The sequence below is a fragment of the Levilactobacillus tangyuanensis genome (assembly GCF_003946545.1).
Lineage (GTDB): Bacteria > Bacillota > Bacilli > Lactobacillales > Lactobacillaceae > Levilactobacillus > Levilactobacillus tangyuanensis.
Genome location: NZ_RHOA01000003.1, coordinates 194,819 through 217,451, shown reverse-complemented (window position 1 = coordinate 217,451; position 22,633 = coordinate 194,819). Strand labels below are relative to the sequence as shown.

General features: G+C 52.1%; 18 protein-coding genes and 1 riboswitch. All 18 genes read right to left on the bottom strand.

From position 1 onward, the window contains the following. Nucleotides 1-121: 121 nt before the first annotated feature. The 18 genes from der to pepT all read right to left on the bottom strand — a co-directional run bounded on the left by der (nucleotide 122) and on the right by pepT (nucleotide 22,627). The gene (der, locus tag EKM96_RS04240) at nucleotides 122-1,429 is read right to left on the bottom strand and encodes a ribosome biogenesis GTPase Der (RefSeq protein ID WP_125640179.1); all 1,308 of its coding nucleotides are present in this window, start codon (nucleotides 1,427-1,429) and stop codon (nucleotides 122-124) included. Between the two features lie 97 nt (nucleotides 1,430-1,526). Further along, nucleotides 1,527-2,840, bottom strand: a complete 1,314-nt coding sequence (gene rpsA, locus EKM96_RS04235; protein ID WP_125640176.1) for a 30S ribosomal protein S1 — start codon at nucleotides 2,838-2,840, stop codon at nucleotides 1,527-1,529. 78 nt (nucleotides 2,841-2,918) lie between these two features. After that, a complete protein-coding gene (cmk, locus tag EKM96_RS04230; RefSeq protein ID WP_125640173.1) occupies nucleotides 2,919-3,599 on the bottom strand; it encodes a (d)CMP kinase in 681 nt (226 codons plus the stop codon). Nucleotides 3,600-3,629: 30 nt separating this feature from the next. Next, nucleotides 3,630-4,229: a LysM peptidoglycan-binding domain-containing protein gene (locus tag EKM96_RS04225; protein WP_125640170.1), complete on the bottom strand. Its 600-nt coding sequence runs from the start codon at nucleotides 4,227-4,229 to the stop codon at nucleotides 3,630-3,632. Between the two features lie 71 nt (nucleotides 4,230-4,300). Then, nucleotides 4,301-5,725 carry a RecQ family ATP-dependent DNA helicase gene (locus EKM96_RS04220; RefSeq protein ID WP_125640167.1) on the bottom strand — a complete coding sequence of 475 codons (1,425 nt, stop codon included), beginning with the start codon at nucleotides 5,723-5,725 and terminating at the stop codon, nucleotides 4,301-4,303. Then, the gene (locus tag EKM96_RS04215) at nucleotides 5,715-6,761 is read right to left on the bottom strand and encodes a helix-turn-helix domain-containing protein (protein WP_125640164.1); all 1,047 of its coding nucleotides are present in this window, start codon (nucleotides 6,759-6,761) and stop codon (nucleotides 5,715-5,717) included. The genes EKM96_RS04220 and EKM96_RS04215 overlap by 11 nt, the downstream gene beginning before the upstream one ends. Before the next feature lie 99 nt (nucleotides 6,762-6,860). Beyond that, complete coding sequence (locus tag EKM96_RS04210) at nucleotides 6,861-7,442, bottom strand: ECF transporter S component (protein ID WP_125640161.1); 582 nt, start codon at nucleotides 7,440-7,442, stop codon at nucleotides 6,861-6,863. Nucleotides 7,443-7,550: 108 nt separating this feature from the next. After that, a riboswitch (FMN riboswitch) is annotated at nucleotides 7,551-7,668 on the bottom strand. Nucleotides 7,669-7,727: 59 nt separating this feature from the next. Continuing rightward, nucleotides 7,728-8,450: a pseudouridine synthase gene (locus EKM96_RS04205; RefSeq protein ID WP_125640158.1), complete on the bottom strand. Its 723-nt coding sequence runs from the start codon at nucleotides 8,448-8,450 to the stop codon at nucleotides 7,728-7,730. Next, nucleotides 8,451-9,053, bottom strand: a complete 603-nt coding sequence (scpB, locus tag EKM96_RS04200; RefSeq protein ID WP_125640155.1) for an SMC-Scp complex subunit ScpB — start codon at nucleotides 9,051-9,053, stop codon at nucleotides 8,451-8,453. After that, nucleotides 9,031-9,822: a segregation and condensation protein A gene (locus EKM96_RS04195; RefSeq protein WP_125640153.1), complete on the bottom strand. Its 792-nt coding sequence runs from the start codon at nucleotides 9,820-9,822 to the stop codon at nucleotides 9,031-9,033. The genes scpB and EKM96_RS04195 overlap by 23 nt, the downstream gene beginning before the upstream one ends. Continuing rightward, nucleotides 9,776-10,171, bottom strand: coding sequence for an N-acetyltransferase (locus tag EKM96_RS04190; protein WP_125640150.1), 396 nt, complete (start codon nucleotides 10,169-10,171; stop codon nucleotides 9,776-9,778). The genes EKM96_RS04195 and EKM96_RS04190 overlap by 47 nt, the downstream gene beginning before the upstream one ends. A 39-nt stretch (nucleotides 10,172-10,210) precedes the next feature. Beyond that, entirely contained in the window at nucleotides 10,211-11,107 is an 897-nt protein-coding gene (gene xerD / locus EKM96_RS04185) for a site-specific tyrosine recombinase XerD (RefSeq protein WP_125640147.1), read from the bottom strand. Between the two features lie 11 nt (nucleotides 11,108-11,118). Further along, nucleotides 11,119-12,009 (bottom strand): CvfB family protein, encoded by an 891-nt coding sequence (locus EKM96_RS04180; RefSeq protein ID WP_125640144.1) that lies wholly within the window; start codon nucleotides 12,007-12,009, stop codon nucleotides 11,119-11,121. Nucleotides 12,010-12,298: 289 nt separating this feature from the next. Then, a complete protein-coding gene (gene pyk / locus EKM96_RS04175) occupies nucleotides 12,299-14,056 on the bottom strand; it encodes a pyruvate kinase (protein WP_125640142.1) in 1,758 nt (585 codons plus the stop codon). A 258-nt stretch (nucleotides 14,057-14,314) separates the two neighbouring features. Further along, nucleotides 14,315-15,043 carry a transaldolase gene (locus EKM96_RS04170; RefSeq protein ID WP_125640139.1) on the bottom strand — a complete coding sequence of 243 codons (729 nt, stop codon included), beginning with the start codon at nucleotides 15,041-15,043 and terminating at the stop codon, nucleotides 14,315-14,317. Between the two features lie 94 nt (nucleotides 15,044-15,137). Further along, complete coding sequence (dnaE, locus tag EKM96_RS04165) at nucleotides 15,138-18,494, bottom strand: DNA polymerase III subunit alpha (protein ID WP_125640136.1); 3,357 nt, start codon at nucleotides 18,492-18,494, stop codon at nucleotides 15,138-15,140. A 139-nt stretch (nucleotides 18,495-18,633) separates the two neighbouring features. Next, nucleotides 18,634-21,240: an ATP-dependent chaperone ClpB gene (gene clpB, locus EKM96_RS04160; RefSeq protein ID WP_125640133.1), complete on the bottom strand. Its 2,607-nt coding sequence runs from the start codon at nucleotides 21,238-21,240 to the stop codon at nucleotides 18,634-18,636. Nucleotides 21,241-21,385: 145 nt separating this feature from the next. Continuing rightward, nucleotides 21,386-22,627, bottom strand: a complete 1,242-nt coding sequence (gene pepT / locus EKM96_RS04155) for a peptidase T (protein WP_125640358.1) — start codon at nucleotides 22,625-22,627, stop codon at nucleotides 21,386-21,388. Between the last annotated feature and the right edge of the window lie 6 nt (nucleotides 22,628-22,633).

Genomic DNA, 22,633 nt, shown 5'->3' with positions numbered 1-22,633 from the left:
GCACAGGAAGCCTTATATGACAAGGGATAACGGCATTTTTTACTAATTAACAGCTCAAAATTCTCATTTTTACTGAAAAATCGTTAAAATCCTGTTAAAACCCTTCCCGCCGCCGATTCGACTACTTTCGTGCCCGTTCGATCAGGTGGATTGGTGTCCCTTCGAAATCGAAGTGTTCCCGGATCTGATTTTCCAAGAATCGCTCGTAAGAGAAGTGCATCATCTTCGGGTCATTCACGAAGACCACGAAGGTTGGTGGCGCCACGGCCACCTGAGTCGCGTAGTAAACCCGCAGCCGCTTACCGTTGTCGGAAGGCGTTGGGTTCAGGGCGATGGCATCCATAATCACATCGTTCAGCGTCGCTGATTGTACCCGTTGGTTATGGTTCTTAGCCACCCGTTCGATCATCGCTGGTAGTTGGTCCAACCGTTGACCAGTCTTCGCCGAAACGAAGACAATCGGTGCATAGCTCAGGTATTGGAACTCAATGCGAATGAGGTTTTGAAAGTCAGTTAACGTATGGTTATCCTTTTTCAGGGTATCCCACTTGTTAACCAGGATGATAATCCCGCGACCAGCCTCATGGGCGTAACCGGCGACTCGTTTATCTTGTTCCCGGATGCCCTCTTCGGCATTCAATACCATCAAGACAACGTCGGAGTCGTCAATGGCCCGCATGGCCCGCATCACACTGTAACGCTCCGTGTTTTCGTAGACCTTCCCCCGTTTACGAATTCCGGCCGTGTCGACCATCGTAAACTTCGTGTCATCCGCGGTAAATTTGGTGTCAATCGCGTCACGGGTCGTCCCGGCAATGTTGGAAACGATCACGCGATCTTCACCCAACATCGCGTTAACAAGCGATGACTTCCCCACGTTAGGCCGACCGATTAGGCTGAAACGAATCGAATCATCCTTAGGACCGGCTTCCTTTTCTGGGAACTCCTTTACAACGGCATCTAACAAGTCCCCAAGCCCTAAACCATGGGCCCCGGAAACCGGGTACGGTTCGCCAAATCCAAGTGAGTAGAAATCATAAATGGATTCCCGTGTCTCAGGATTATCGGCCTTGTTAACGGCCAAGAGAACGGGCTTATCCGCCCGATATAAAATCTTGGCCACTTTTTCATCAGCATCCGTCACGCCTTCTGGTGCGCTGGCAATGAAGACAATGACATCCGCTTCTTCAATCGCAATTTCTGCTTGCTGGGTAATCTGCGTTAAGAACGGTTCATCACCGAGGTCAATTCCCCCGGTATCAATCATCCGAAACTCAGTTCCCAACCATTCCGCGCGGGTATAAATCCGGTCACGCGTAACCCCGGGGGTATCCTCTACGATAGAGATCCGTTCACCGGCGATCCGGTTGAACAACGTTGATTTGCCTACGTTAGGCCGACCAACAATGGCAACTACTGGAAATGCCACGACAATCCCTCCTTTAAATCATTCTCGTTTGACATGAAAAGGGTCCAGAACGAAACCAACAAAGTTCCGCTCTAGACCCAATTCTCAACCAAACGTATTAGTTGTTTTCGTTATCTTCCATATCCTTCTTAAGGCTATCACCAATCAGATCGCCTAAGGAGAAACCAGTGCTTTCTTCTGGGGCGTTAGCCGTTGAAGTTTCAGCAGAGTTCCGGTTGCTACGACGACGGTTGTTGTTGCCACCGTTGTTGTTGCTCCGGCTACGGTTGTTGTTATTGCTGCTCCGGTCTTCAGAACCTTCATCAGCAGATTGTGGCTTTTCTTCAAGAGCCTTGATGGACAATGCCAAACGGTGATCGTCTGGACGAACATCTAAGACCTTAACCTTGATTTCTTGACCAACCTTCAAAACGTCAGCAGGCGTTGCGATGTGTTGGTGAGAAATTTGGGAAATGTGAACCAAGCCTTCAACGCCAGGGAACACTTCAACGAAGGCCCCAAAGCTAGTCAAACGCTTAACAGTACCATCTAAGACACTGCCTTGAGGGGCTTTGTCTTCAATACCGTCCCAAGGTTCTGGTAAGGTTTGCTTGATGGAAAGGGAAATCCGGTCGCGGTCTGGGTCTACTGATAAGACCTTAACCTTAACGTCTTGGCCAACCTTCAAGACATCGCTAGGCTTTTCAACCCGTTCGAAGGCGATTTCTGAAACGTGGACCAAACCATCAACACCGCCAAGGTCAACGAATGCACCGAAGCTAGTCAGACGAGCAACTTTACCATCGACAACGTCGCCGGCAGTTAACTTAGCCATGATTTCTTCTTTTTGTGCAGCGCGTTCCTTTTCAACGATTGCCCGGTGAGATAAGATCAACCGGTTTTCGCTAGGTTCGATTTCGACGATCTTGAATTCAAGCGTCTGGCCCTTGAACTGGGCGAGATCTTCAACGAAGTGGTCGGAAACCATGGATGCAGGAACGAACCCACGGACACCAGCATCAACAACCAAACCACCCTTAACAACTTGGGTAACAGGCGCAGTTAATGTGTGGCCAGCTTCAAATTCCTTTTGGATGTCGTCCCAAACCTTACGGGCTTCCAAACGACGTTGAGACAGTAAGTAGCTACCGCCTTCCTTGTCAGTACCGATCCGAGAAATAACGACGAGGTCTAAAACGTCCCCGACTTTAATTACAGAGTTAATATCGTCAACTGGTTTAGTGGAAAGTTCCTTCTTTGGAACAACCCCTTCAATACCAGTATCAGCAATACCGACGATTGCTTGTTGGTCGTCATCGATCGTTAAGATTTCACCCTTAACAACGTCACCGACTTTAACGTTATCGATGCTGTTTAAAGCATCTAATAATTCATTGTTTTCACTGTTTTGACTCGTGCCATTTTCACTCATGCGAATTTTTCCTCCTTGCGACAACTCTATATATTATTCTAGCCGATTGTTTCTCTAAAAGCTAGTAAAAAGCCCATATTATAGGGATTCTTTTTCTTTAATGATTTCTGCAATCTTATCGGCGACCTGATTAATTGACATTGAGGTCGTATCTAGCCGAATTGCATCGGCGGCCTGGGTTAGTGGTGAGACCTTTCGAGTGGAGTCCTTACGGTCCCGTTCTTCAATCTCATGCTTCAACGTGGCCAGTGGGGTATCAATCCCCTTAGCCGCGTTATCCTTCAGCCGCCGTTGGGCCCGTTCATCAACGCTGGCAACCAAGAAAATCTTGACTTCGGCGTCTGGTAAAACCGTCGACCCAATGTCGCGACCATCCATGACGATCTTGCCAGCATCGGCAATATCCCGTTGACGCGCCGTCAACTCCTGCCGAACGGCTGGTAAGGCCGAGACGGCAGAAACGGAATTAGTGACGTCCGGTTGGCGAATCGCCAACGTGACATCCGTTTGGTCAACGAAAACTTTTTGGGTTGGTTCGCCCGGCTCAAATCGAATGGTAATTGAATCCAACAATTGCTTAACCGCGGCCTCATCATCTAAGGCAACGCCTGCCTGTAAAACTTTCCAAGTAATGGCACGGTACATGGCCCCGGTATCACAATATATGTAGTGAAAACGCGTTGCGACAATCTTAGCAACCGTACTCTTACCGGCCGAGGCAGGACCATCAATGGCTACTTGTAATCCTTGTTTCTCCATGAAATCCAGACTCCCTCTAAAATTATTAGTCTACCGAACTCGCAGACGTTGCCCTGGGTAAAGTGATGACCCCGAAGACATGCCATTAAGTTCATATAGTTTTTGGACTGAAATCCCAGCATTAGTCGCGACCCGGTAGACCCCTTGTCCAGATTCAACCGTGGCATATTTTTTCGTCGTGGCTGAGCTCGACTGGGAATGACTACTTGCGTGACTAGCACTGTTGGTGGTAACAGAAGAGCTGCTAGCCTCTGTCTTTGAGCTAGCAGTCTTGGATGAACTGGTTTTCGTGGTACTCGTTGCTGACGAACTGGTCTTCGTCGCCTTCTTGTGGCTTGACGAGGCCTTCGCCTTCTTGTGTGATGAACTGGAAGAGCTGGCCGCAACCTTCTCTGTGTTCTGTGGTCGATTGACCGCACTCTGCCGGGCTAATCCATAGACCAGCGAAGCTGCTGCGATCACAATAATAATGGCCACCAGGATTACCGTCACCATGGTATTCCCATGGTTCTGTCGCCGCATCTTGGTTCGGGAAAAGTTCCCCTGATCATCGCGGTCATCGGCAAACGACTGATCCCACGGATGGGCATCCTTTGCTTTTGACTTCTGATCGTCCTGCTTTTGACTCATCATCTAACCTCCCTGAAAAACTTTCACCCGTAATTGTACCATACCAGAAACTTGAATTCTCTAAATTCTTCTTAAAAAAGCCGGGCCAATTGCGTTTGCCAATCCATCGGCGTGGCCTTATCCGCGGAATTGACAACCCGTCCAAGGTCCAAGCGACCAATATCTAGTGGCGTCGCTTGAGGGGCACAGCAATCCTCGGTGTGGGCCGGTGCCTGCTCATCAAAGGCCGCCAGCCACCGTTGACGTAGACAATGGTCTTCACGGGCATAGGCAACCATCCCCGCTAACGCCCGATTTCTCTCCTGCTCACGTTTAACGAACAGTCGTTGCACCGCCGCCTGACTAATCCCGTGTTGCCGATAGAACGCCAACAAATGAACGGTGGGCTCGCTATCATCAAACTTGGTTGGCTGGGCATAGTACTGGGCAATCTCGGCCTCATCGGGCCGGTTGGCCTGACCCAGGGCTAGCGGTAACTGCTCGTCGCCCGGGGCATACAACAGAATGGCCACACTTGGCTGGCCATCCCGACCGGCCCGACCAATCTCCTGGGCATAGCTCTCGAGGTCCCCAGGCAGGTGATAATGAATGACATAACGAATATCATTCTTATCAATCCCCATCCCGAAAGCACTGGTCGCACAGATCAAATCGAGCTCGCCCGACATGAACTGCTGTTGAATCTTAAAGCGATCCTCACCGCTCAGTCCGGCATGGTAGGCCGCGGCACGAACTCCAGTAGTCGCCTGCAACCATTCGGCGGTGTCCGTCGCCAACTGTTTGCTGGAAAAGTAGATCACGCCCGGCCCCTGTAACCGACTCACCAATTGTTGGAGTCGTTCCTTCTTATCCGCCTCATCATTTACCCGATCGACATCTAGGAAAATATTGGCGCGATTGACTGATTCCGTCACTATCGTGGGCTGGCTGCGCAATTGCTTGGCAATCTCCTGGCGAGTGGCCTGACCCGCAGTCGCCGTCAGCATGAGCGTCAATGGATTCCCTAGCTGCTCCTTGATGGCACCCAACAGCAAGTATTCCGGCCGAAAGTCCGGCCCCCACTGCACGATGCAATGGGCCTCATCCACCACAAACAGGCTGATCGTCAATTGCTTAATCCGCGTCAACATCTTGGGTTGCGCCAGCATTTCCGGTGATAGAAACAGAAACTGCAGGTCAGCCAACTGATCTAAGATCGTCTGCCGATCGGTATAACTGGTCTGCGAGGTAATGGCGGCCGAACGACGAAAGCCGCCCAACCGCATCCGGTCAACCTGATCGGCCATTAACGAAAGCAGGGGCGACACAATCACCGTACACCCCGCATGCCGATAGCCATAAAGCTGATAAATCAAGGTCTTACCGGCACCGGTTGGCAAAATGGCCAGGCTATCATTGCCGGCCTCCAACGCCTCCAGGGCAGCCTGTTGTCCCGGGCGAAACGTTTCATAGCCAAATACCCGTTCCAGGCTAGCCGTTAAGGGTTCATTTCCCATGTTGTTCACCCTGCTTTCCTACCCAAATGGCGTATAACCGAAAGTAAAAGAATTCATACTGCTTTTGAAGGGCCTCGGGTAATTCCGTGTACTGCCAGTCATCTACCGGTCCCTGAACGACCGCCTTAAATTGGTCACGCGTGGCCGGAGCCAACAGCCGATCGTACGGGAACGCTGCCAAGGGTAGCATAATGGCGGCCTCCAGCAGGTGTTCTCTAACCGTGCTCACCTTCACCCGCCGTTCACCGGCGATTTGGGCCAGCGTCTGGCCCTGTTTAACCGTATTCAGCGTAATCTGGGCACTGCGACTAACCGGGGTCTGCCATAGCGGTTGCAACAGACTGTTGAAGGGATTCGTCGGCGCCTTCGCATCCTGCATAATCTGGGCCAGGCCTTCGAACTGCATGAGTTGAATTTCCCATGGCGTTCGCTGAGTCGTCTGTGATAATTGTCCCAGGGTCTGCCCCGCTTGTTGGTACCCCGTAAACTGCCCCGTCACAACCGCCGCAACCAATGGATCGAGCTTGGCCAGGCTAGTCGTCAAGGCCGCTAAGACCTGGGTACCGAGATCATTGGCCTTAACCTGGTGAAACCAGTTGCGGACAAATTGTCGGGTCGCCATATCTGTCGTCAGTGGCAGGTAATGGCCGGCATGGTGGCTGAATTGCGACGCGACCTGAACCGCTAACAGGATTCGCTGTCGGGCCGTCATCAGATCGATGGTCGGCCACCAATCGGCCGTCTGCGGGTGAAAGTAAGTCGCCGACTGTTGTGCCGCTAGGCCACGGGGTGTTAAGACCAACCGTTCATGATTGGCATCCCATGAGGCCAATCCCTGTTGTACCACCTGCTGAGCGGCGGCATCCAGGGCACCCCGATCCAGCTGTTTGGCTAGGCTCAGGAGTGCCAGGAGCTGATACCGTTGTCCCCAGTAAAGCGTGGACACCGTTCGCCGGCCGCGCAAAAGGTTTTCAATGGCCCGAACGCGTCGCGGTTGCGTTTGATCCAATAATTGAAGTAAGTCTGCTGGTCCCATGGTCACCCCCCCTTTCAAAAAATAACTATGGTTTAGTTTACCATACAAAAAGGACTGGCCCAGTGCCAGTCCTCGTCACTATCACGTCTAATGAACTTTTTAATACAAGCGATGCTTTTCAATCCAAGGGGCGAGCCGCCGGTTGAGCAGAATAAACATGATGCCTAAAACAATTCCCTTAATGAGGTTAAATGGCACCACGCCGGTTAAGACTAACTGTTTCACGGGCATCCCCAATGAAAAGCCAAAGAGTTTCAAGTATAGTGGCGTCACCACCCACCAGTTGGCCAGCGACAGAATAACCGTCAGACTGATTGTGGCCACCGTGACCGCCACGATCTGCCGTTGCAAACTATTGGTGGGTTTCTTTAGAATCCAGCCAATCGGCAGGATAAACGCCACATCGGCAACGAAGGCCGTCAGAATGCCAATGAAATTTTGTAGGTTAAACCCCGTCAAAATAAAATAGAGCAACTCCTTAATCGCGGCGATGGCCACCCCACCGGCGGGGCCAAAGATGCCCATCCCCAGTAAAACAAACAGGTCGCTGATATCTAACTTCATGTAACTGATGTACGGCAGGATCGGCACCGATACGAACATCAGCACCGTTGCAATCCCGGCGAATAGGGCCATCAAGACCATCGACCGAACACCTAACCCACTATGACTTTTTTCCATGATACTTGTTCCTCCTTGCGGTCATCTCGTGACAAGCCCCAATGAAAAAGGCCTTGCCACAGAAGGGCAAGACCTTGGGATTTACGTTAGAGTACGCAAAAAGCAACGTCTCATCTTCTGCATACCAGACTATACTGTCGGTTCCGGAGTTGCACCGAATCAACCGCTCTCACGGGTTGCGGACTTTACCGCCGGTCGGGAATTACACCCTGCCTTGAAGATGAACCAGATATTTTATTACAACGCTAATATACGAAATTTTCGTTGACCTGTCAAACGTTTGGCTTAGGCGAGGCCCGTCAACCGCTTGAGTTCTTGAACCTCGGCGGGCTTCAGATGCCGGGCTTCACCCGCATTCAATCCCTTCAGCGTTAAGAAGCCATATTGTTCACGCTTTAGCTTCTCGACGGGATAGCCAACGCCGCTTAACATCTTCTTGACCTGATGGTTCTTACCTTCATGAATCACCAGCTGAACAATGGCCGTGTGTTTCTTATCATCGGCACTGAGTAACTTGCTCTTGGCCGGTGCATAGCTTTCGCCATCAACCGTGATCCCTTGACGTAATTGTCGTAAAGCATCGTTGGTCGGAATGCCCGTCACCCGAGCGATATAGGTCTTCTCAACCTCATACTTCGGATGGGTCAATCGATTGGCAAGTTCCCCATCGTTGGTCAGTAGGAGCAGGCCATCGGTATCGTAATCTAACCGGCCAACGGGGTAGACCCGTTGGGGAATGTCCTTTAGCAAGTCAACCACCGTTTGCCGACCCTTGTCATCGTTAGCCGTTGAGATAACCCCACGCGGCTTGTACAACATGATGTAAACGGGGGCCTCGGTACTGACCGGAACGTTGTCCACGAGAATTTCATCATGAACCCCCACCTTGGTACCCAGTTCGGTGACCACAGTTCCGTTTACCCGGACCCGGCCACTCATGATGAGTTTTTCTGACTGACGACGTGAAGCCACGCCATCATGAGCTAAAACTTTTTGTAATCGTTCCATTTATGCTTCATCTCCTGACGAATTCAATTGTTGATTAAAGGCTTTCAAAAATAAATCACCGTTCGGCGTCTCCTCATCCGTGGCATCCGGTTTAGCGGCTGCTGGTAATGGGGGTAAGTCCGCAAGTTGTTTTAGGCCAAAATAGTCTAAGAAGTAGTCGCTGGTGCGATAGACCTTGGGCCGTCCGGGTTCATCCAACCGCCCGGCATCCTCGATTAGTCGGCGCAAGACCAGCTTCTGAACGGTCGATGCGCTCTGAACGCCACGAATCTCATCGACCTCAATCCGCGTCACCGGTTGCCGATAGGCGATGATGGCCAACACCTCAAGGGAGGCCGGCGTCAGGCTGGTACTCAACGGGTTCTCGAAATACTGCTTGATCAGGTCCTGGGCCGCCGCCTTGGTCACCAGCCGATACGTGGTGTCATTCACCATTAATTCCAATGCGGAATCCCGATCGGCCGCATACTTCTGGGCCAACCGTTCCAGACTGGCTAAGATTGCCGGTCGCATCAGTCCGGTCGCCGCTGCGAGGTCGGCCACCGTCACACCCTCATCCCCGCTCACGAAGAGTAGACTTTCAATCTGTGCTAGTGGCGTCATCCGCATCGTACCTTCCTTCCGCTCGTAAAAATTTAACTTCTAGTGGTGCTACTCGGCTGACCTGCTGCAGGCGAACCTGCCGCTGGCGGGCCAACTCCAGGACCGCTAAGAAGGTTGTGACGACTTCCTCCATCGCGGGGACCTGGGCTACCAGTCGTTCGAAATCAACCAGGCCGTGCGCGGCCTGCAGTCGTCGCAAGACGACCTGCATCTGCGTCTTAATGGTGAAATGCTCCTGGTGAATGTTTTGCGTCACGGGTTTCATCATGGTGGCGCGATGCAGCAACTTGACCAAGGCCTGTTGCAGATCCACCGGTGTCACCCCCGGGGCAACCGTCAGCGCCACAGAATCCGGCACCGGAGACGCAGGTCGCGTAAAGTGCTGTTGCCGATCGGCCGCCCGTTCCTTCAGGTTTTGGGCCGCCTGCTTATACCGCTGATATTCCAGCAGCTGACTCACCAACTCCTCGCGGGGGTCGACGGTGGGATCTTCATCCTCGTCTACCGTCACCGTTTGGGGCTTTGGCAGGAGTAATTTAGCCTTGATGGCCATCAGATTAGCCGCCATGACAAAATACTCTCCCGCAATATCCAGCCGGAGAGTCTGCATCTGATGAAGGTACGTCAAGTATTGACTCGTAATCGTTGAGATCCGAATGTCATAGATGTCCATTTCATTGGTTTTGATGAGGTGTAAGAGTAAATCTAACGGTCCCTCGAAATCACTGACCTGAATCAGTGGTTGACCGTTCGTCGTTGCTTTGTCCATGGTAATACTCCCATTTTGCAATAATCTTGGCGGTGGCTAGCGTCCCCATCAAGCGAAGCTTAGGGACCGCCGTTGCCAACTCGTCTAACATTTGCCAGGTATTCTTGGTCGATTGTTTGTCGGGCATCAGCGTGAGTAACCGGACAATGAGGTAATTGCCCTGTTCCTCAGCCCCGATGATCCCGGCGAAATCATCGTGTTCATCCTTCCACAGGTAGAGGGTCCGATCATCGCCACTTAAATACCAGGTTAATTCCGCCTGAAGCCGATCCCAATCCTTAAAATTGGGCAGCAGGCTGAGTAGCCCCATGGCGATCTTCTGATAATCACTCCGGTATTTCAGTAACATCTTGGTCCTCCAATCAGTTATAAATAAATTTATTCCAGGCTAGGCACGGGGATGATATTGGTCATACACCTTGACTAACCGCTGCTTCGAAATATGGGTATAGATCTGCGTCGTCGTGATGTCAGCGTGGCCCAGTAATTCCTGAACCACCCGCAGGTCCGCCCCGTTTTCCAGAATGTGCGTGGCAAAGGAATGACGTAGCGTATGCGGCGTCACGTCCTTCTTAATCCCGGCCGTCAACACATACCGCTTAATCATCTGCCAGATGGCCTGCCGCGACAAGCCACCCCCGTGGGCATTCAAAAACAGATAGGGACTCGTTCGTTGCTTCAACAGCTTGGGCCGCACCTCTTGGAGGTAACGGTTGATCCACTCCCCGGCAACGTCGCCAATCGGAATAATCCGTTCCTTGTCACCCTTACCTAGGGTCTGAATCAAGCCCATTTCGAGATGCAGGTCGGCCAGTTTCAAATGCACCAGCTCGCTGACCCGAAGGCCGGTCGCATATAACACCTCTAATATCGTGCGGTCCCTTAGGCCCAGCTTCTTTGAGGTATCCGGCGCGGCCAGTAGCCGATCAACCTCCGCTACCGTCAGAACGGCCGGCAGATGTTGGGCATGCTTGGGCGCCGCCACGTTAGCCATCGGGTTCACCGTCAATTGGTGTGTCTGAACCAGGTACCGGTAAAACTTACGTAGGGCCGACACGGCATGAATCACCGAGTTACGGGACTTCCCCGCCTCGGTCAAATGATTCAAGTAGGCCAAAATGGTCAGACGGTCAACGGCCGTGAATGTCGTCACCTTTTGCAGGGTCAAGTATTGAGCGAAAGTGGTCATCTCCTGAACATAGCTCTTGACCGAATTTTCCGCCAACCCTTGTTCAACCGTTAAATAGTGACCGAAGTCAGCCACCGCAGTCGTCAGATCTGCCACGTTACGCCTCCTTACTTGTTTGGTTCAGTGGTTTCTGGGGCCTCATCGGCCAGCCATAAGCCACCATCGTGTTGCGTAATCTTCCGGGCCTTCATCAAGTGACCGACGGCCCGCTTGAATTGTCCCTTACTAATCCCAAAGTAGGCCTTAATGGCCGCTGGATCGCTCTTATCACTAAAGTCCAGGTGGCCCTCTTCGCTATGTTCTAACGCAGCCAACAACATTGCCGAGTCATCATCGATGGCCTCAAACGTCCGGGGACGTAGCGACAGGTTCAAGGTCCCATCGTCATGAACGCCAATCACGCGGGCCTTTAGTTCTTCACCCAAACGGGGTTCGGTTTCCCGTTCCGACGGATGAATAAAGCCTAATTCGAAGTGATCGGTGATCACCCGCGTCCCAACTAACTTCAGTTGGTATGCGGTCACAGTCACATTGCTGTTTTGTAGGCGCTTGTTAGCGGGTTGCGCGATGGCCTGATAGATGTCACCATCGGCCAACACGCCCCACAACCGATGCTTAGCGTCCTCTCTGAGGGCAATCAGCAACCGGTCACCCTGTTGTGGCCAGAGTTCCATCATGTCAGGCAGGTCATCCAATGAAACCACGATGTCTTTGTTGGGCAAGCCGATGTTAACGAAAACTCCCAGGGTCCGTTGACTCCGAACCACTGTCCCAAAACCATACCGGTCGACCTGAGACTTAGGCGCATCCCGGGTCATTTGCATTTTATGCTTCTCGTTTTCGTAAGCAAAACCCGTAAAGGTCCCGTTCATCTTCAGGGGCTTCTTAATTTCTTCCTTGCTCAGGTGGAAGGTCGTCCCTTCAACCTGAACAAAGTAATCCGTTTCGTTCTCATCGGTAACCTTACCGGTGATGAGTCGTCCTAATAAATCTGCCATATTCTCCTCAATTCTACTGGGTAAACCAGTGTCCGTTCAAAACTGTCTAACGCTTATTTTACACGGAAACCCCACAACTAGCCAGCTTCAATCTCACAAACTGGCGGTTCGCCGGCCAAATAATGACGTCGTGGTGGCATTCGTCAGGTGGCCTCGTCCAAAACCCGCTCAATTTTTCATCGAGGCCTGCCCTTCCACGGCCGAAGAAGCTACCGCCCGTCATCATTAAACACAGCAAAAAACGGACCCCCGACAGAGGATCCGTTTTTTATAACAGGTTTATCTCTTATTAAAGCGCGTTAGAAGCACCGTGGTAAACGATCCCGCGACGTGAGTCAACGGTAATCAATTCGCCATCGGAAATCTTGTCACTGGCACCGGTAGCACCAACGATAACAGGAATTCCCATTGAGATGCCGACAACAGCAGCATGAGAAGTCAAACCACCGTTTTCAACGATAACAGCACTAGACTTTTCGATTGCTGGCAAGTAGTCTTTGTCGGTGTTCTTAGCAATCAAGATACCACCTTCAACGACCTTAGCGTTCGCTTCGGCTGCGGTGTTAGCAATGATTGCCTTACCGATAACCGTGTCATCGCCGACGCCTTGGCCTTGAACTAACTTAGAACCAATCAATTGGATCTTCATTAAGTTCGTGGTCCCACGTTCGCCAACTGGCACACCGGCGGTGATCAAGATCAGGTCGCCTTCCTTAGCCAAGCCGGTTTCAACAGCCTTAGCAGCTGCTAAATCGAACATGTCATCCGTGTTGCCTGGCTTTTCGGTAACGATTGGGTAAACACCCCAGTTAACCATCAAGCCGCGACGAGTCCGGTCATCGAAAGTGATTGCCAGGATATCAGCGTTTGGCCGGTACTTGGAAATCATCTTAGCCGTGTAGCCACTTTCGGTAGCGGCAACGATCGTCTTAACACCCAATTCGTTAGCAACCCGGGCAACAGAAGCACCGATGGATTCAGTAACGTCGCCGTTATCGAAGTCCAAGTTGTCGCGACCGAATTCCTTCAAAGCATTTTCAGCCTTGATGTCGATCCGGTTCATGGTAGCAACGGCTTCAACAGGGTATTCACCGTTAGCACTTTCACCAGAAAGCATGGTGGCGTCAGTACCATCAAAGACGGCGTTAGCAACGTCAGATGCTTCGGCACGAGTAGGACGTGGGTTTTCTTGCATGGAGTCTAACATTTGCGTAGCCGTGATAACGGGCTTACCCAAAGCATTACACTTCTTGATCAAGGCTTTTTGAACCAATGGCACGTTTTCCGTTGGAATTTCAACACCCATGTCCCCACGAGCAACCATCAATCCATCGGAGACCTTGATGATGTCATCAAAGTTGTTGATCCCTTCTTGGGATTCAATCTTAGGGAAGATTTGTACGTGTTCCATGTGCTTTTCTTCAAGCAGTTCACGAATGTCCATAACGTCTTGAGGCTTACGAACGAATGAAGCTGCGATGAAGTTAATTTCGTGGTCTAAACCAAAACGAATGTCATCGGAATCCTTTTCAGTAATCCCAGGCAGGTTGATGGAAACACCGGGAGCGTTAACACCCTTACGTGAGCCCAAGACACCATCGTTTTGTGCGGTCACAACTAATTCCTTAGTTGCATCGTCTTTCTTGTCGATTACGGAGTCTAAGAGACCGTCATCAAACATAACGTGGCCGCCTTCATGAACGTCATCATATAAACCAGGGTAAGTTACAGCAATCTTATCCTTGGTTCCTTCGATCGAGTCATCCATGGAGATTCGGAATTGGTCACCAGTGGAAAACTGCAACTTACCGCCTTGTTGGACGGTGGTCCGAATCTCGGCACCCTTAGTGTCGAGCATGATTCCAACCGTTTTACCAGTAATTCTTTCGGCCTTGTGAACATTCTCCAAGCGGCCTAAGTGTTCTTCATGGTCACCATGTGAGAAGTTGAACCGGAAGATGTTGGCACCTGATTCGATTAATTTAACAATTGTATCGACATCAGTACTTGCAGGCCCAAGGGTACTTACAATCTTGGTTTTCTTCATTAGAAAATCTCTCCTTTAGAAATGGCACGAACTAACCATTATTTTTAAGAAAATAATGCGTCTCAGTTATTCGGCACAAATTTGATTCCAAAAGTATTCTATCACTTTTAAAATTTTATGTCTGCTAAGATCATCGATTTTTACCGAGATTGTTGAATACTTATCAAAGTAAGCGCTTTCCCCGGTGCTAAAGGGATTATCCTACTTAAAAACCTACTGGTTATATAACCAGTAGGTTATTTTAAGAATAATTTTTAGCTATGCTTCTGGCGCACCCTCAACGGGAATCGTAAATCCTAATTCCGCAATATCTTGGTCAAAGGTTTTCACCGTATCGACGGAAACTTGGAAGGCATCCTTCCCAAATTTTGGCAACTTGGCCAAAATCTTCGGTGGCACGGTAATAATATCACAATCGGTTTCGTCGGCCTCAACGATGTTGAAGACTTCTCGGGTGCTGGCCCAGAGTAATTCGACGTTGGCCTTGGCATGGCAAGCCGTTGCAGCGGCCTTCATCAATGGAATTGGGTCCACACCGGTGTCGGCAATCCGACCGGCGAAGACGGACACAATGCCACCAACCTCGGCGTTCAAGGCAGACACGGCCAACTTCACTTGATCGAGCGTCGTGATAGCGGTCACATTAACGTGTACGCCGGCGTCGGACAGCGCCGTAATCACGGCCGCGTTGTCTTCCCCACTGGCCCGAATGATGGGCACCTTAACGGCAACATGCTTGCCCAGGGCCGCCAACACCTTAGCCTCTGCCAGCATCCGTTCGGGCGTGTTACCGAAGACCTCGAAACTAATCGATTGGTCCGGGAACGTTGCCACGGCCTCTTTAGCAAATGCCAAGTAATCCGTAATCCCGGCGGCCTTCATCAGGCTGGGGTTGGTTGTGAAGCCTTCCACAACACCCTTTGCTGCGACTGCCTTCATTGCGGATAATTCCGCACCATCAGAATAAACTTTGACCTTCAATTGCATGAAAAATACCTCCAAAGTAGATTTACATCAGTTATTGGTATAATCATACCAACACTGGTACAAATAGTCCAGAGGTATTTTTATCAAAATTGGTCTATCCATTCTGTAGAACGATATTTCCCTTGCCCATTAAGGCTTCCAGGTTCGATTGTAAGGCGGGATCGGCAGCAAGCCACTGCTTAGTGGGCATCACTCGCTTGCGATCGGATTGCGTTTGGTACACGATCACGGGCACCCCGCCATGATGATCCGTCAGAAACTGCCCCAACTGTGTGGCAATCGCGCGTTCATCATGCTCGGCATCCACCCGGATAAACCAGCGTGGCCCCCGAGGCAACGCCTTCGTGGCCGGCGCCGGTGTCGCCATCTTTTCCGCCAAGGTGACCTGATTGGCCACAATCTGCAAGCCCCGTTGTTGTTCAACTTTCCCCTTAACGACCAACACCTGATTGGTCGCGAGCCAGTCGGCCATTTGCCGGTACTGGTTAGGAAAGATGGTGATGCTAACGTCAGCGGTCTCATCGCTCCCGGTGACGAATGCCATCGGTTCCCCGCGCTTGGTCCGAATCGTTCGAATCTTCGTGACGTAGACGATGACCGTCACCAGGTTGTCGGCCGCAAGATCAGTAATGGCCGTGGCGTTTAAGCGCTCGCCTAATTCGCGATACTGTTCCACGGGGTGACCCGACAGGTAGGCCCCCAACACCGCATCCTCCTGGGTTAATTTGGTCATTAGATCCAGGTCCGGTTGCCGGGTAACCTTGGGGGCCAAGGCACTGAACAGCTCCACATTATCCCCGGACAATTCCACACTGCTGAGGAATTCCGGCATGGCCGCCAGCAATTCCGCCCGATTGTAACCGAAGTGATCGAACGCCCCGGCATAAACCATGGCATTCAACAGGTCGGGCTTGCGGTATTTATCCTCCACTCGCTGTAAAAACTCATGGAGGTTCTTAAACGGCCCCTTGGCCCGTCGATCGGCGAGGATTGCCCGCAAAAAGTCACGGCGAACCCCCTTGATCGAACTCAGGCCGAAAATAATGGCCCCCTGTCGCAGATTAAAGTAGGCCCCGGACTGATTAATATCCGGCGGCAAGACCTGCACGCCATGGCGTTTGGCCTCGGTCAGATACATCTTGGTTTTGACGGGGACATTAATCACCGAATTTAACAATGCCGCGTAGAACGGTGCCGGGTAGTGGGCCTTCAGGTAAGCCAGTTGAAAGGCCAACTTACTGTAGGCCACCGCATGCGAGCGGTTAAACCCATAATTGGCAAATTGGTCCATATAGGCAAAGACCTGTTGGGCCACGGTCTCCGGATAACCCAGCTTGAGGGCTCCCGCCACGAACTTTTTCTGCATGGCATCCATCGTTTGCTTCTTTTTCTTACTCATCGCTCGGCGAAGCAGGTCGGCTTCACCCAGGCTAAAGCCTCCCATGACGGCGGCCACCTGCATGACCTGCTCTTGGTAGACCAAGACACCATAGGTCGGCCCCAGGATCGGCTTTAAGGCTGCCGCCGGGAACGTGACCGGTTCCTTGCCATCCTTACGCCGAATGAAGGTATCGATATTCTCCATTGGGCCGGGGCGATACAGCGCATTCACGGCGGCTACGAGTTCGAAGCTGTCGGGACGCAGGGTTCGTAGGACGCGTTTGATCCCTGAGGACTCGAACTGGAAGACCCCGTTAGTCTCCCCCGCAGCAAATAGCTGCAAGGTGGCCGGGTCATTCAGGTCAATTTGATTGAGATCCGGCCGCGTCCCCGTCTGCTTCGCAACCAGATCTAAGGCGTTGGCTAAAATACTCAAGTTCCGTAGCCCCAAAAAGTCCATCTTCAATAGACCCACAGCCTCAACGGTGTCCTTGGGATACTGCGTCATTAACAAATCTTCACTTCCGGGCTGTAACGGGACCAGATCGGTCAGGGCTCCCTGACTTAGAACAATCCCGGCCGCATGGGTCGAATAATTCCGAGGCAGGCCTTCCAGACGACGAGCCGTTTCAAACAACAGCTGATTACGATCGGAATCGGCCACCAGGTTACGCAAACGCTGAGACTGGTCGTAGGCCGCCTTCAAGGTAATATGGAGTTGCGCGGGAATTGCCGCACTCCAATCGCTCATTTCATAGGGTGGGACACCAAGGACCCTGCCGACATCTCGGAGCGCGGCCTTGGCGGCCAACGTCCCAAAGGTAATGATCTGAGCCACCCGATCATGCCCGTATTTATCGTGAACATACTGCAAGACCTGTTCCCGTTTATCGTCCGGAATGTCCAGGTCAATATCGGGCATCTGGGCCCGGTCTTCATTTAAGAACCGTTCAAACAGCAGGTTATAGGTCAACGGGTCAACTTCGGTGATGGCCAGAACATAGGCCACCAGCGACCCGGCCGCTGAACCACGGCCAGGCCCGGTCTGAATGTGGGCCTGGTGAGCAAAGTGCATGACGTCCCACACAATCAGGAAGTAGTCATCAAATCCCATCCGATGAATGACTCCTAGTTCACGGTCTAACCGCTCCTGATAGGTTGTCGGATCAGTAATCCCTAATTGGGTCAATCGCCATGTCAGCCCCTGCTGGCATAGCTGTCGCAGATAATCCTGGGAGGTCTGCTGGTCCGGGGTCGGAAATTGTGGCAATTGGGGTTGTTTAAACTGCAACGTCACCGCAGTGGCCGCCGCCAGGGTTGCCGTGGTCGCGGCAGCTTCTGTCAGCCCAGCCGTCTGAAAACGGCGCAACTGTTCCGCTGCCGGCCGCAGCCAATGCTCGCCGCGCTTGGCCTGAGCCGCTGTCAAATCAGCCACCGTTTCGCCGGCACCGATGGCCCTTAAGACGGTGACCGCAAAGTAATCCTCGGCATCCAAATAATCCACGGGTGCCAGGCCGACCAGGTCAGCTCCGGTGTTTTCGGCCAAGGCCTTACGGGCCGTCTGTTCCGCCGTCGATTGCTCGGGACTAATCCCAACAAACACGTTTTCCGTCGTACACCAGTCCTGTAACTGACGAATAACCCGTGTCGCAGCATCCCCCGTGCCGGCCGCGAGGAGGTCTTGCACTTCCCCCGTTAACGGCGCAATCACCTTCAGATGGCTAAGGTTGGCCACCTGTTGGCCCAAATCAACGGCACCTTCGGCCACCTGATACGCGGTCGATAGTTGCATCAGCTGTTGGTAGCCCTGAAAATCACTGGCAATGAGGATCCAGTCGGTGGTCTGTGTGGGATCAGTTAGGCCCTGGGCCGTCAAGGTCAATCCCAATAGTGGCTTAATCCCGACCTTTTGGCAGGCATTATAAAAGGCCACCTCGCCATACATGACGTTACGGTCGGTCAGGGCCAACGACTGATATCCCCGTTCCTTAGCCGTTTGAACCAGTTTTTCAATGCTATTCGTACTCTGTAATAGGCTGTAGGTGCTCAACACCTGCAATGGCACAAACATGGCGCCGCCCCTTTCTGAAAAATCGTTAGGTTTATTATACCAGAAATCCAGCCATTGTCGGCAAATACGAACGCGTGTTCTAAATTTACTTCAAAAAAGGAGCCGGCTAACGCCAAGCTCCTTTCAAACCATTCTTCACTTAATCTGCAACTGGCTGTGGTGCATGCGTAAAGGTCAATGCATCATTGGCTACGTCAATGGTAATGAGGCTATGCGCCGGAATATTCCCAGCAATCAGCTCGCGAGCCAATGGCGTCTCCACATGACTGGTAATGAATCGTTGCAGTGGTCGCGCGCCATAGACTGGCAGATACCCTGCCTTGGCAATCCAGGCCTGAGCCGCCGGCGAAATCGTCAGATCGAGCTGTTGTTCGTGTAACCGAACCGCCAAGTGATCAATCAATTTAACCACAATCTGTTGAACATCTGCTAAGGATAATGGGGTAAACATGATCGTCTCGTCAATCCGGTTCAAGAACTCGGGCCGGAAGTGGGTTTGCAGCAATTGGGCCACCTGTTTCTGTGCCGCTGGTTCGATCTGGCCCTGATCGTCGGTGCCATTCAACAAAATCTCGGAACCCAGGTTAGAGGTCATGATGAGGATCGTGTTCTTAAAGTCCACGGTCCGGCCCTGGCTATCGGTCAACCGCCCATCATCCAAGACCTGCAAGAGCAAGTTAAAGACATCCGGATGGGCCTTTTCCACCTCATCAAACAGGACAATCGTGTACGGATTCCGCCGCACGGCCTCGGTCAGCTGGCCCCCTTCTTCGTAGCCCACATAACCGGGCGCCGCACCAACCAAACGAGAGACGGATTCCTTCTCCATGTACTCGCTCATATCGATACGGACCATGTGATCCTCGCTGTCAAAGAGGTTTTCGGCCAATGCCTTGGCCAACTCGGTCTTACCTACCCCGGTTGGCCCGAGGAATAGGAACGATCCTAATGGCTTCGTCGGATCCTGTAGACCGGCTCGGGAGCGCAGGACGGCATCCGCCACGGCAGAGACCGCCTGATCTTGCCCAACGACCCGGTCGTGCAGCCGGTCGGCTAGCTTCAGTAACTTCTCGCGTTCGCCTTGGACCAACTTGGTCACGGGAATCCCGGTCATTCGACTAACCACCGCCGCGATTTCATTTTCGGTCACGGACTCGGATACCAGCCAGTTGGCCTGCTGGTCTTGCTTTTCCAACACGGCCAATTGCTTTTCCAACTGGGGAATGGTTCCGTGTTGAAGCTCCGCCGCCTTGTTCAGGTCATACTGGGCCTCGGCGTTGGCCAGATCACGCTTGGCCTCGTCTAGGGCCTGCTTCTGATCGCCCAGCTTCTTAATGGCACTCTTCTCGTCTTGCCACCGGGCCCCCAATTGGTCAACCTTCTCTTGGGTATCGGCCAGTTCCTTCTTCAATTCTGTCAGCCGTTGCTTAGAGGCGGCATCCGTCTCTTGCTTCAGCGCCGTCTGTTCGACCTGCATCCGCATGAGTTGCCGCCGCGCCTGATCCAGTTCGGTTGGGGCGGAATTCATTTCGACCCGAATCGAGGCCGAGGCCTCATCGACCAGATCAATCGCCTTGTCCGGCAGGAACCGGTCGGTCAAATAACGATCGGACAGCTTAGCCGCCGCAATCAAGGCATTGTCGTGAATCCGAACGCCATGATGAATCTCGAAGCGTTCGCGGAGTCCCCGCAGGATGGTCACGGTGTCGTCCACACTGGGTTCATCCACCACGACCCGTTGGAAACGACGAGCAAGGGCCTTGTCCTTCTCCAAGTATTGGCGATATTCGTCTAATGTCGTGGCCCCAATCAAGTGGAGTTCGCCGCGGGCCAACATCGGCTTCAACAGGTTGCCGGCGTCCATACTGCCTTCGGTCTTCCCGGCACCCACAATGTTGTGAATCTCATCGATGAACATAATGATCTGACCGTTGCTCTTGGTGACTTCCTTCAGGACCGCCTTCAGTCGTTCCTCAAATTCACCCCGGTATTTGGCCCCAGCAATCAGGGACCCCATGTCGAGGGAGAAGATCGTCTTATCCTGCAAGTTATCCGGCACGTCGCCGCGAACAATCCGTTGGGCTAAGCCCTCGACAATCGCGGTCTTACCAACCCCGGGTTCCCCGATCAACACGGGATTGTTCTTCGTCTTTCGCGACAAAATCCGAATGACCGAGAGGATCTCATCGTCTCGACCAATAATGGGGTCAATCTTGCCACTCCGCATGGCCTTAACCAGATCGGTCCCATACTTTTCCAGTGCCTTGTATTGGTCCTCCTGATTCTTCGAGGTAACCCGTTCGCCGCCACGCAGCTTATCGACGGCCTGACGTAGCTTCTTTTCCGTGATGCCCTGGGCCTTCAGGTAGTCGGTCAGTGACTCTCCCGTCAGCTTCATCAGGGCAATCACCACCGTATCGATGGCCATAAAGTCATCGTTGTAGGCGGCCCGCACCTGATCGGCCGTTTGGAACAGCTCCGTCAGGTTGCGCGAGAACTGTTGACCATACTGGACACCGCTCCCGGTAACCGTACTGATGCTGTCCAACTCGCGGTCGAGCTCCTGATCGAGTGCGGTCACGTCTAACCCGGCGTCTTGAAAAATCTGGCGGGCCAACTCACCCGGCTGGACTAAAAACTTGAACAGGTGGGCCACCGTCACGTCCTGGTGCCGCCGCGTCATGGCAATCTGTTGGGCCTCCGCAATCGCGTCAGTTAAGCCCTGCGTCATTTTTTCTGGATTCATCTAAACTCCCCCTTAATTTGGTTTGATTTCATGATTTTTCGGTCTAAAAAAGAGGCAACCAACCGGTTAACCTCGATTTTTCATTCATATTCTAACTGATCTTGATCGAAATTGAAAATAATTTGACCAAGTTTGACTAATTAATTTAGGCCTGTGCCTCGGCGAGTTTGGCGATCTCAACGACGACATCGGTTGCCCGTTCCATGGTCTCTTCGGAAACGTATTCGAACCGGCCATGCATGTTTTCCCCACCGGCGAATAGGTTTGGTGTTGGCAAGCCCATGAAGGAAATCTTAGAACCATCGGTCCCCCCACGAACTGGGAAGATGAGTGGCTTAATATCTAAGGCATCGAAGGCATCCTTGGCCAAATCAACCACGGTCATGTCCTTCTCGATAACCTCACGCATGTTGTAGTATTGGTCCTTGATGGTGACCTTGATCCGGTCACTCCCGAAGTCCTTGTTCATCTGATCGGCAATCCCTTGGAAGAGCTTCTTGCGGTCTTCGAAGATTTCCCGGTCGTGGTCCCGGATGATGTAGCCCAAGTGAGCAGAATCAACGGTGCCATTCATACTGTATAGGTGGAAGAAGCCTTCACGTCCCTCGGTATTTTCTGGCCGGTCATGGGCGGGTAAGGCGGCATGGAAGTCCATGGCAACTTGTGACGCGTTAACCATGACCCCTTTGGCCTCAGCGGGGTGCACGTTGGTCCCGGTAATTTCAACCTGGGCATCGGCCGCGTTAAAGGTTTCATATTCCAATTGGCCTAATGGTCCACCATCAACCGTGTAAGCAATGTCGGCGCCAAAATCTTTAACATCGAAATGGTCGGCGCCGGAGCCGATTTCTTCGTCGGGCCCCAGGCCAATTTCGATTTCACCATGCTTGATCTCTGGATGGGCCAACAGATATTCCATGGCCGCCATGATTTCAGCAACCCCGGATTTGTCATCGGCACCCAACAGCGTGGACCCATCGGCGGTAATCAGCGTTTGCCCAGCATAGTTCTTCAAGTTAGGGAAAACGGCTGGGTCCAGGGTGAACTTGCCGGCGTCGTCCAACTTGATAACAGACTTGCCATCGTAATTTTCCACGATCTGTGGCTGGATGTTTTCACTGTTAAAGTCTGCGGTATCAAAGTGAGAAATGAACCCAATCTTTTGGACCTGCTTCGTCGTGTTCGCTGGTAGCGTGGCGTAAACGTAGGCGGATTGGTCATTGATGTGGACGTTATCCAAGCCAATGGCCTTGAGGTCCTTGACTAAGCCCTTTGCGAAGTCCATTAAGCGCGGTTCGGAAGGAATCGTCGTCGAGTTAGGATTCGACCGGGTATTAATTTTAACGTATTTCAGAAACCGGGGAATCAAATTTTCATACTTTGCCAACATAAA

Excerpts from the sequence above, each read along its gene's own strand:
- rpsA (WP_125640176.1), bottom strand. The coding sequence starts at position 2,840 with ATGAGTGAAAATGGCACGAGTCAAAACAGTGAAAACAATGAATTATTA.
- cmk (WP_125640173.1), bottom strand. The coding sequence starts at position 3,599 with ATGGAGAAACAAGGATTACAAGTAGCCATTGATGGTCCTGCCTCGGCC.
- EKM96_RS04225 (WP_125640170.1), bottom strand. The coding sequence starts at position 4,229 with ATGAGTCAAAAGCAGGACGATCAGAAGTCAAAAGCAAAGGATGCCCAT.
- EKM96_RS04220 (WP_125640167.1), bottom strand. The coding sequence starts at position 5,725 with ATGGGAAATGAACCCTTAACGGCTAGCCTGGAACGGGTATTTGGCTAT.
- EKM96_RS04215 (WP_125640164.1), bottom strand. The coding sequence starts at position 6,761 with ATGGGACCAGCAGACTTACTTCAATTATTGGATCAAACGCAACCGCGA.
- EKM96_RS04210 (WP_125640161.1), bottom strand. The coding sequence starts at position 7,442 with ATGGAAAAAAGTCATAGTGGGTTAGGTGTTCGGTCGATGGTCTTGATG.
- EKM96_RS04205 (WP_125640158.1), bottom strand. The coding sequence starts at position 8,450 with ATGGAACGATTACAAAAAGTTTTAGCTCATGATGGCGTGGCTTCACGT.
- scpB (WP_125640155.1), bottom strand. The coding sequence starts at position 9,053 with ATGACGCCACTAGCACAGATTGAAAGTCTACTCTTCGTGAGCGGGGAT.
- EKM96_RS04195 (WP_125640153.1), bottom strand. The coding sequence starts at position 9,822 with ATGGACAAAGCAACGACGAACGGTCAACCACTGATTCAGGTCAGTGAT.
- EKM96_RS04190 (WP_125640150.1), bottom strand. The coding sequence starts at position 10,171 with ATGTTACTGAAATACCGGAGTGATTATCAGAAGATCGCCATGGGGCTA.
- EKM96_RS04180 (WP_125640144.1), bottom strand. The coding sequence starts at position 12,009 with ATGGCAGATTTATTAGGACGACTCATCACCGGTAAGGTTACCGATGAG.
- pyk (WP_125640142.1), bottom strand. The coding sequence starts at position 14,056 with ATGAAGAAAACCAAGATTGTAAGTACCCTTGGGCCTGCAAGTACTGAT.
- EKM96_RS04170 (WP_125640139.1), bottom strand. The coding sequence starts at position 15,043 with ATGCAATTGAAGGTCAAAGTTTATTCTGATGGTGCGGAATTATCCGCA.
- dnaE (WP_125640136.1), bottom strand. The coding sequence starts at position 18,494 with ATGTTTGTGCCATTGCAGGTGTTGAGCACCTACAGCCTATTACAGAGT.
- clpB (WP_125640133.1), bottom strand. The coding sequence starts at position 21,240 with ATGAATCCAGAAAAAATGACGCAGGGCTTAACTGACGCGATTGCGGAG.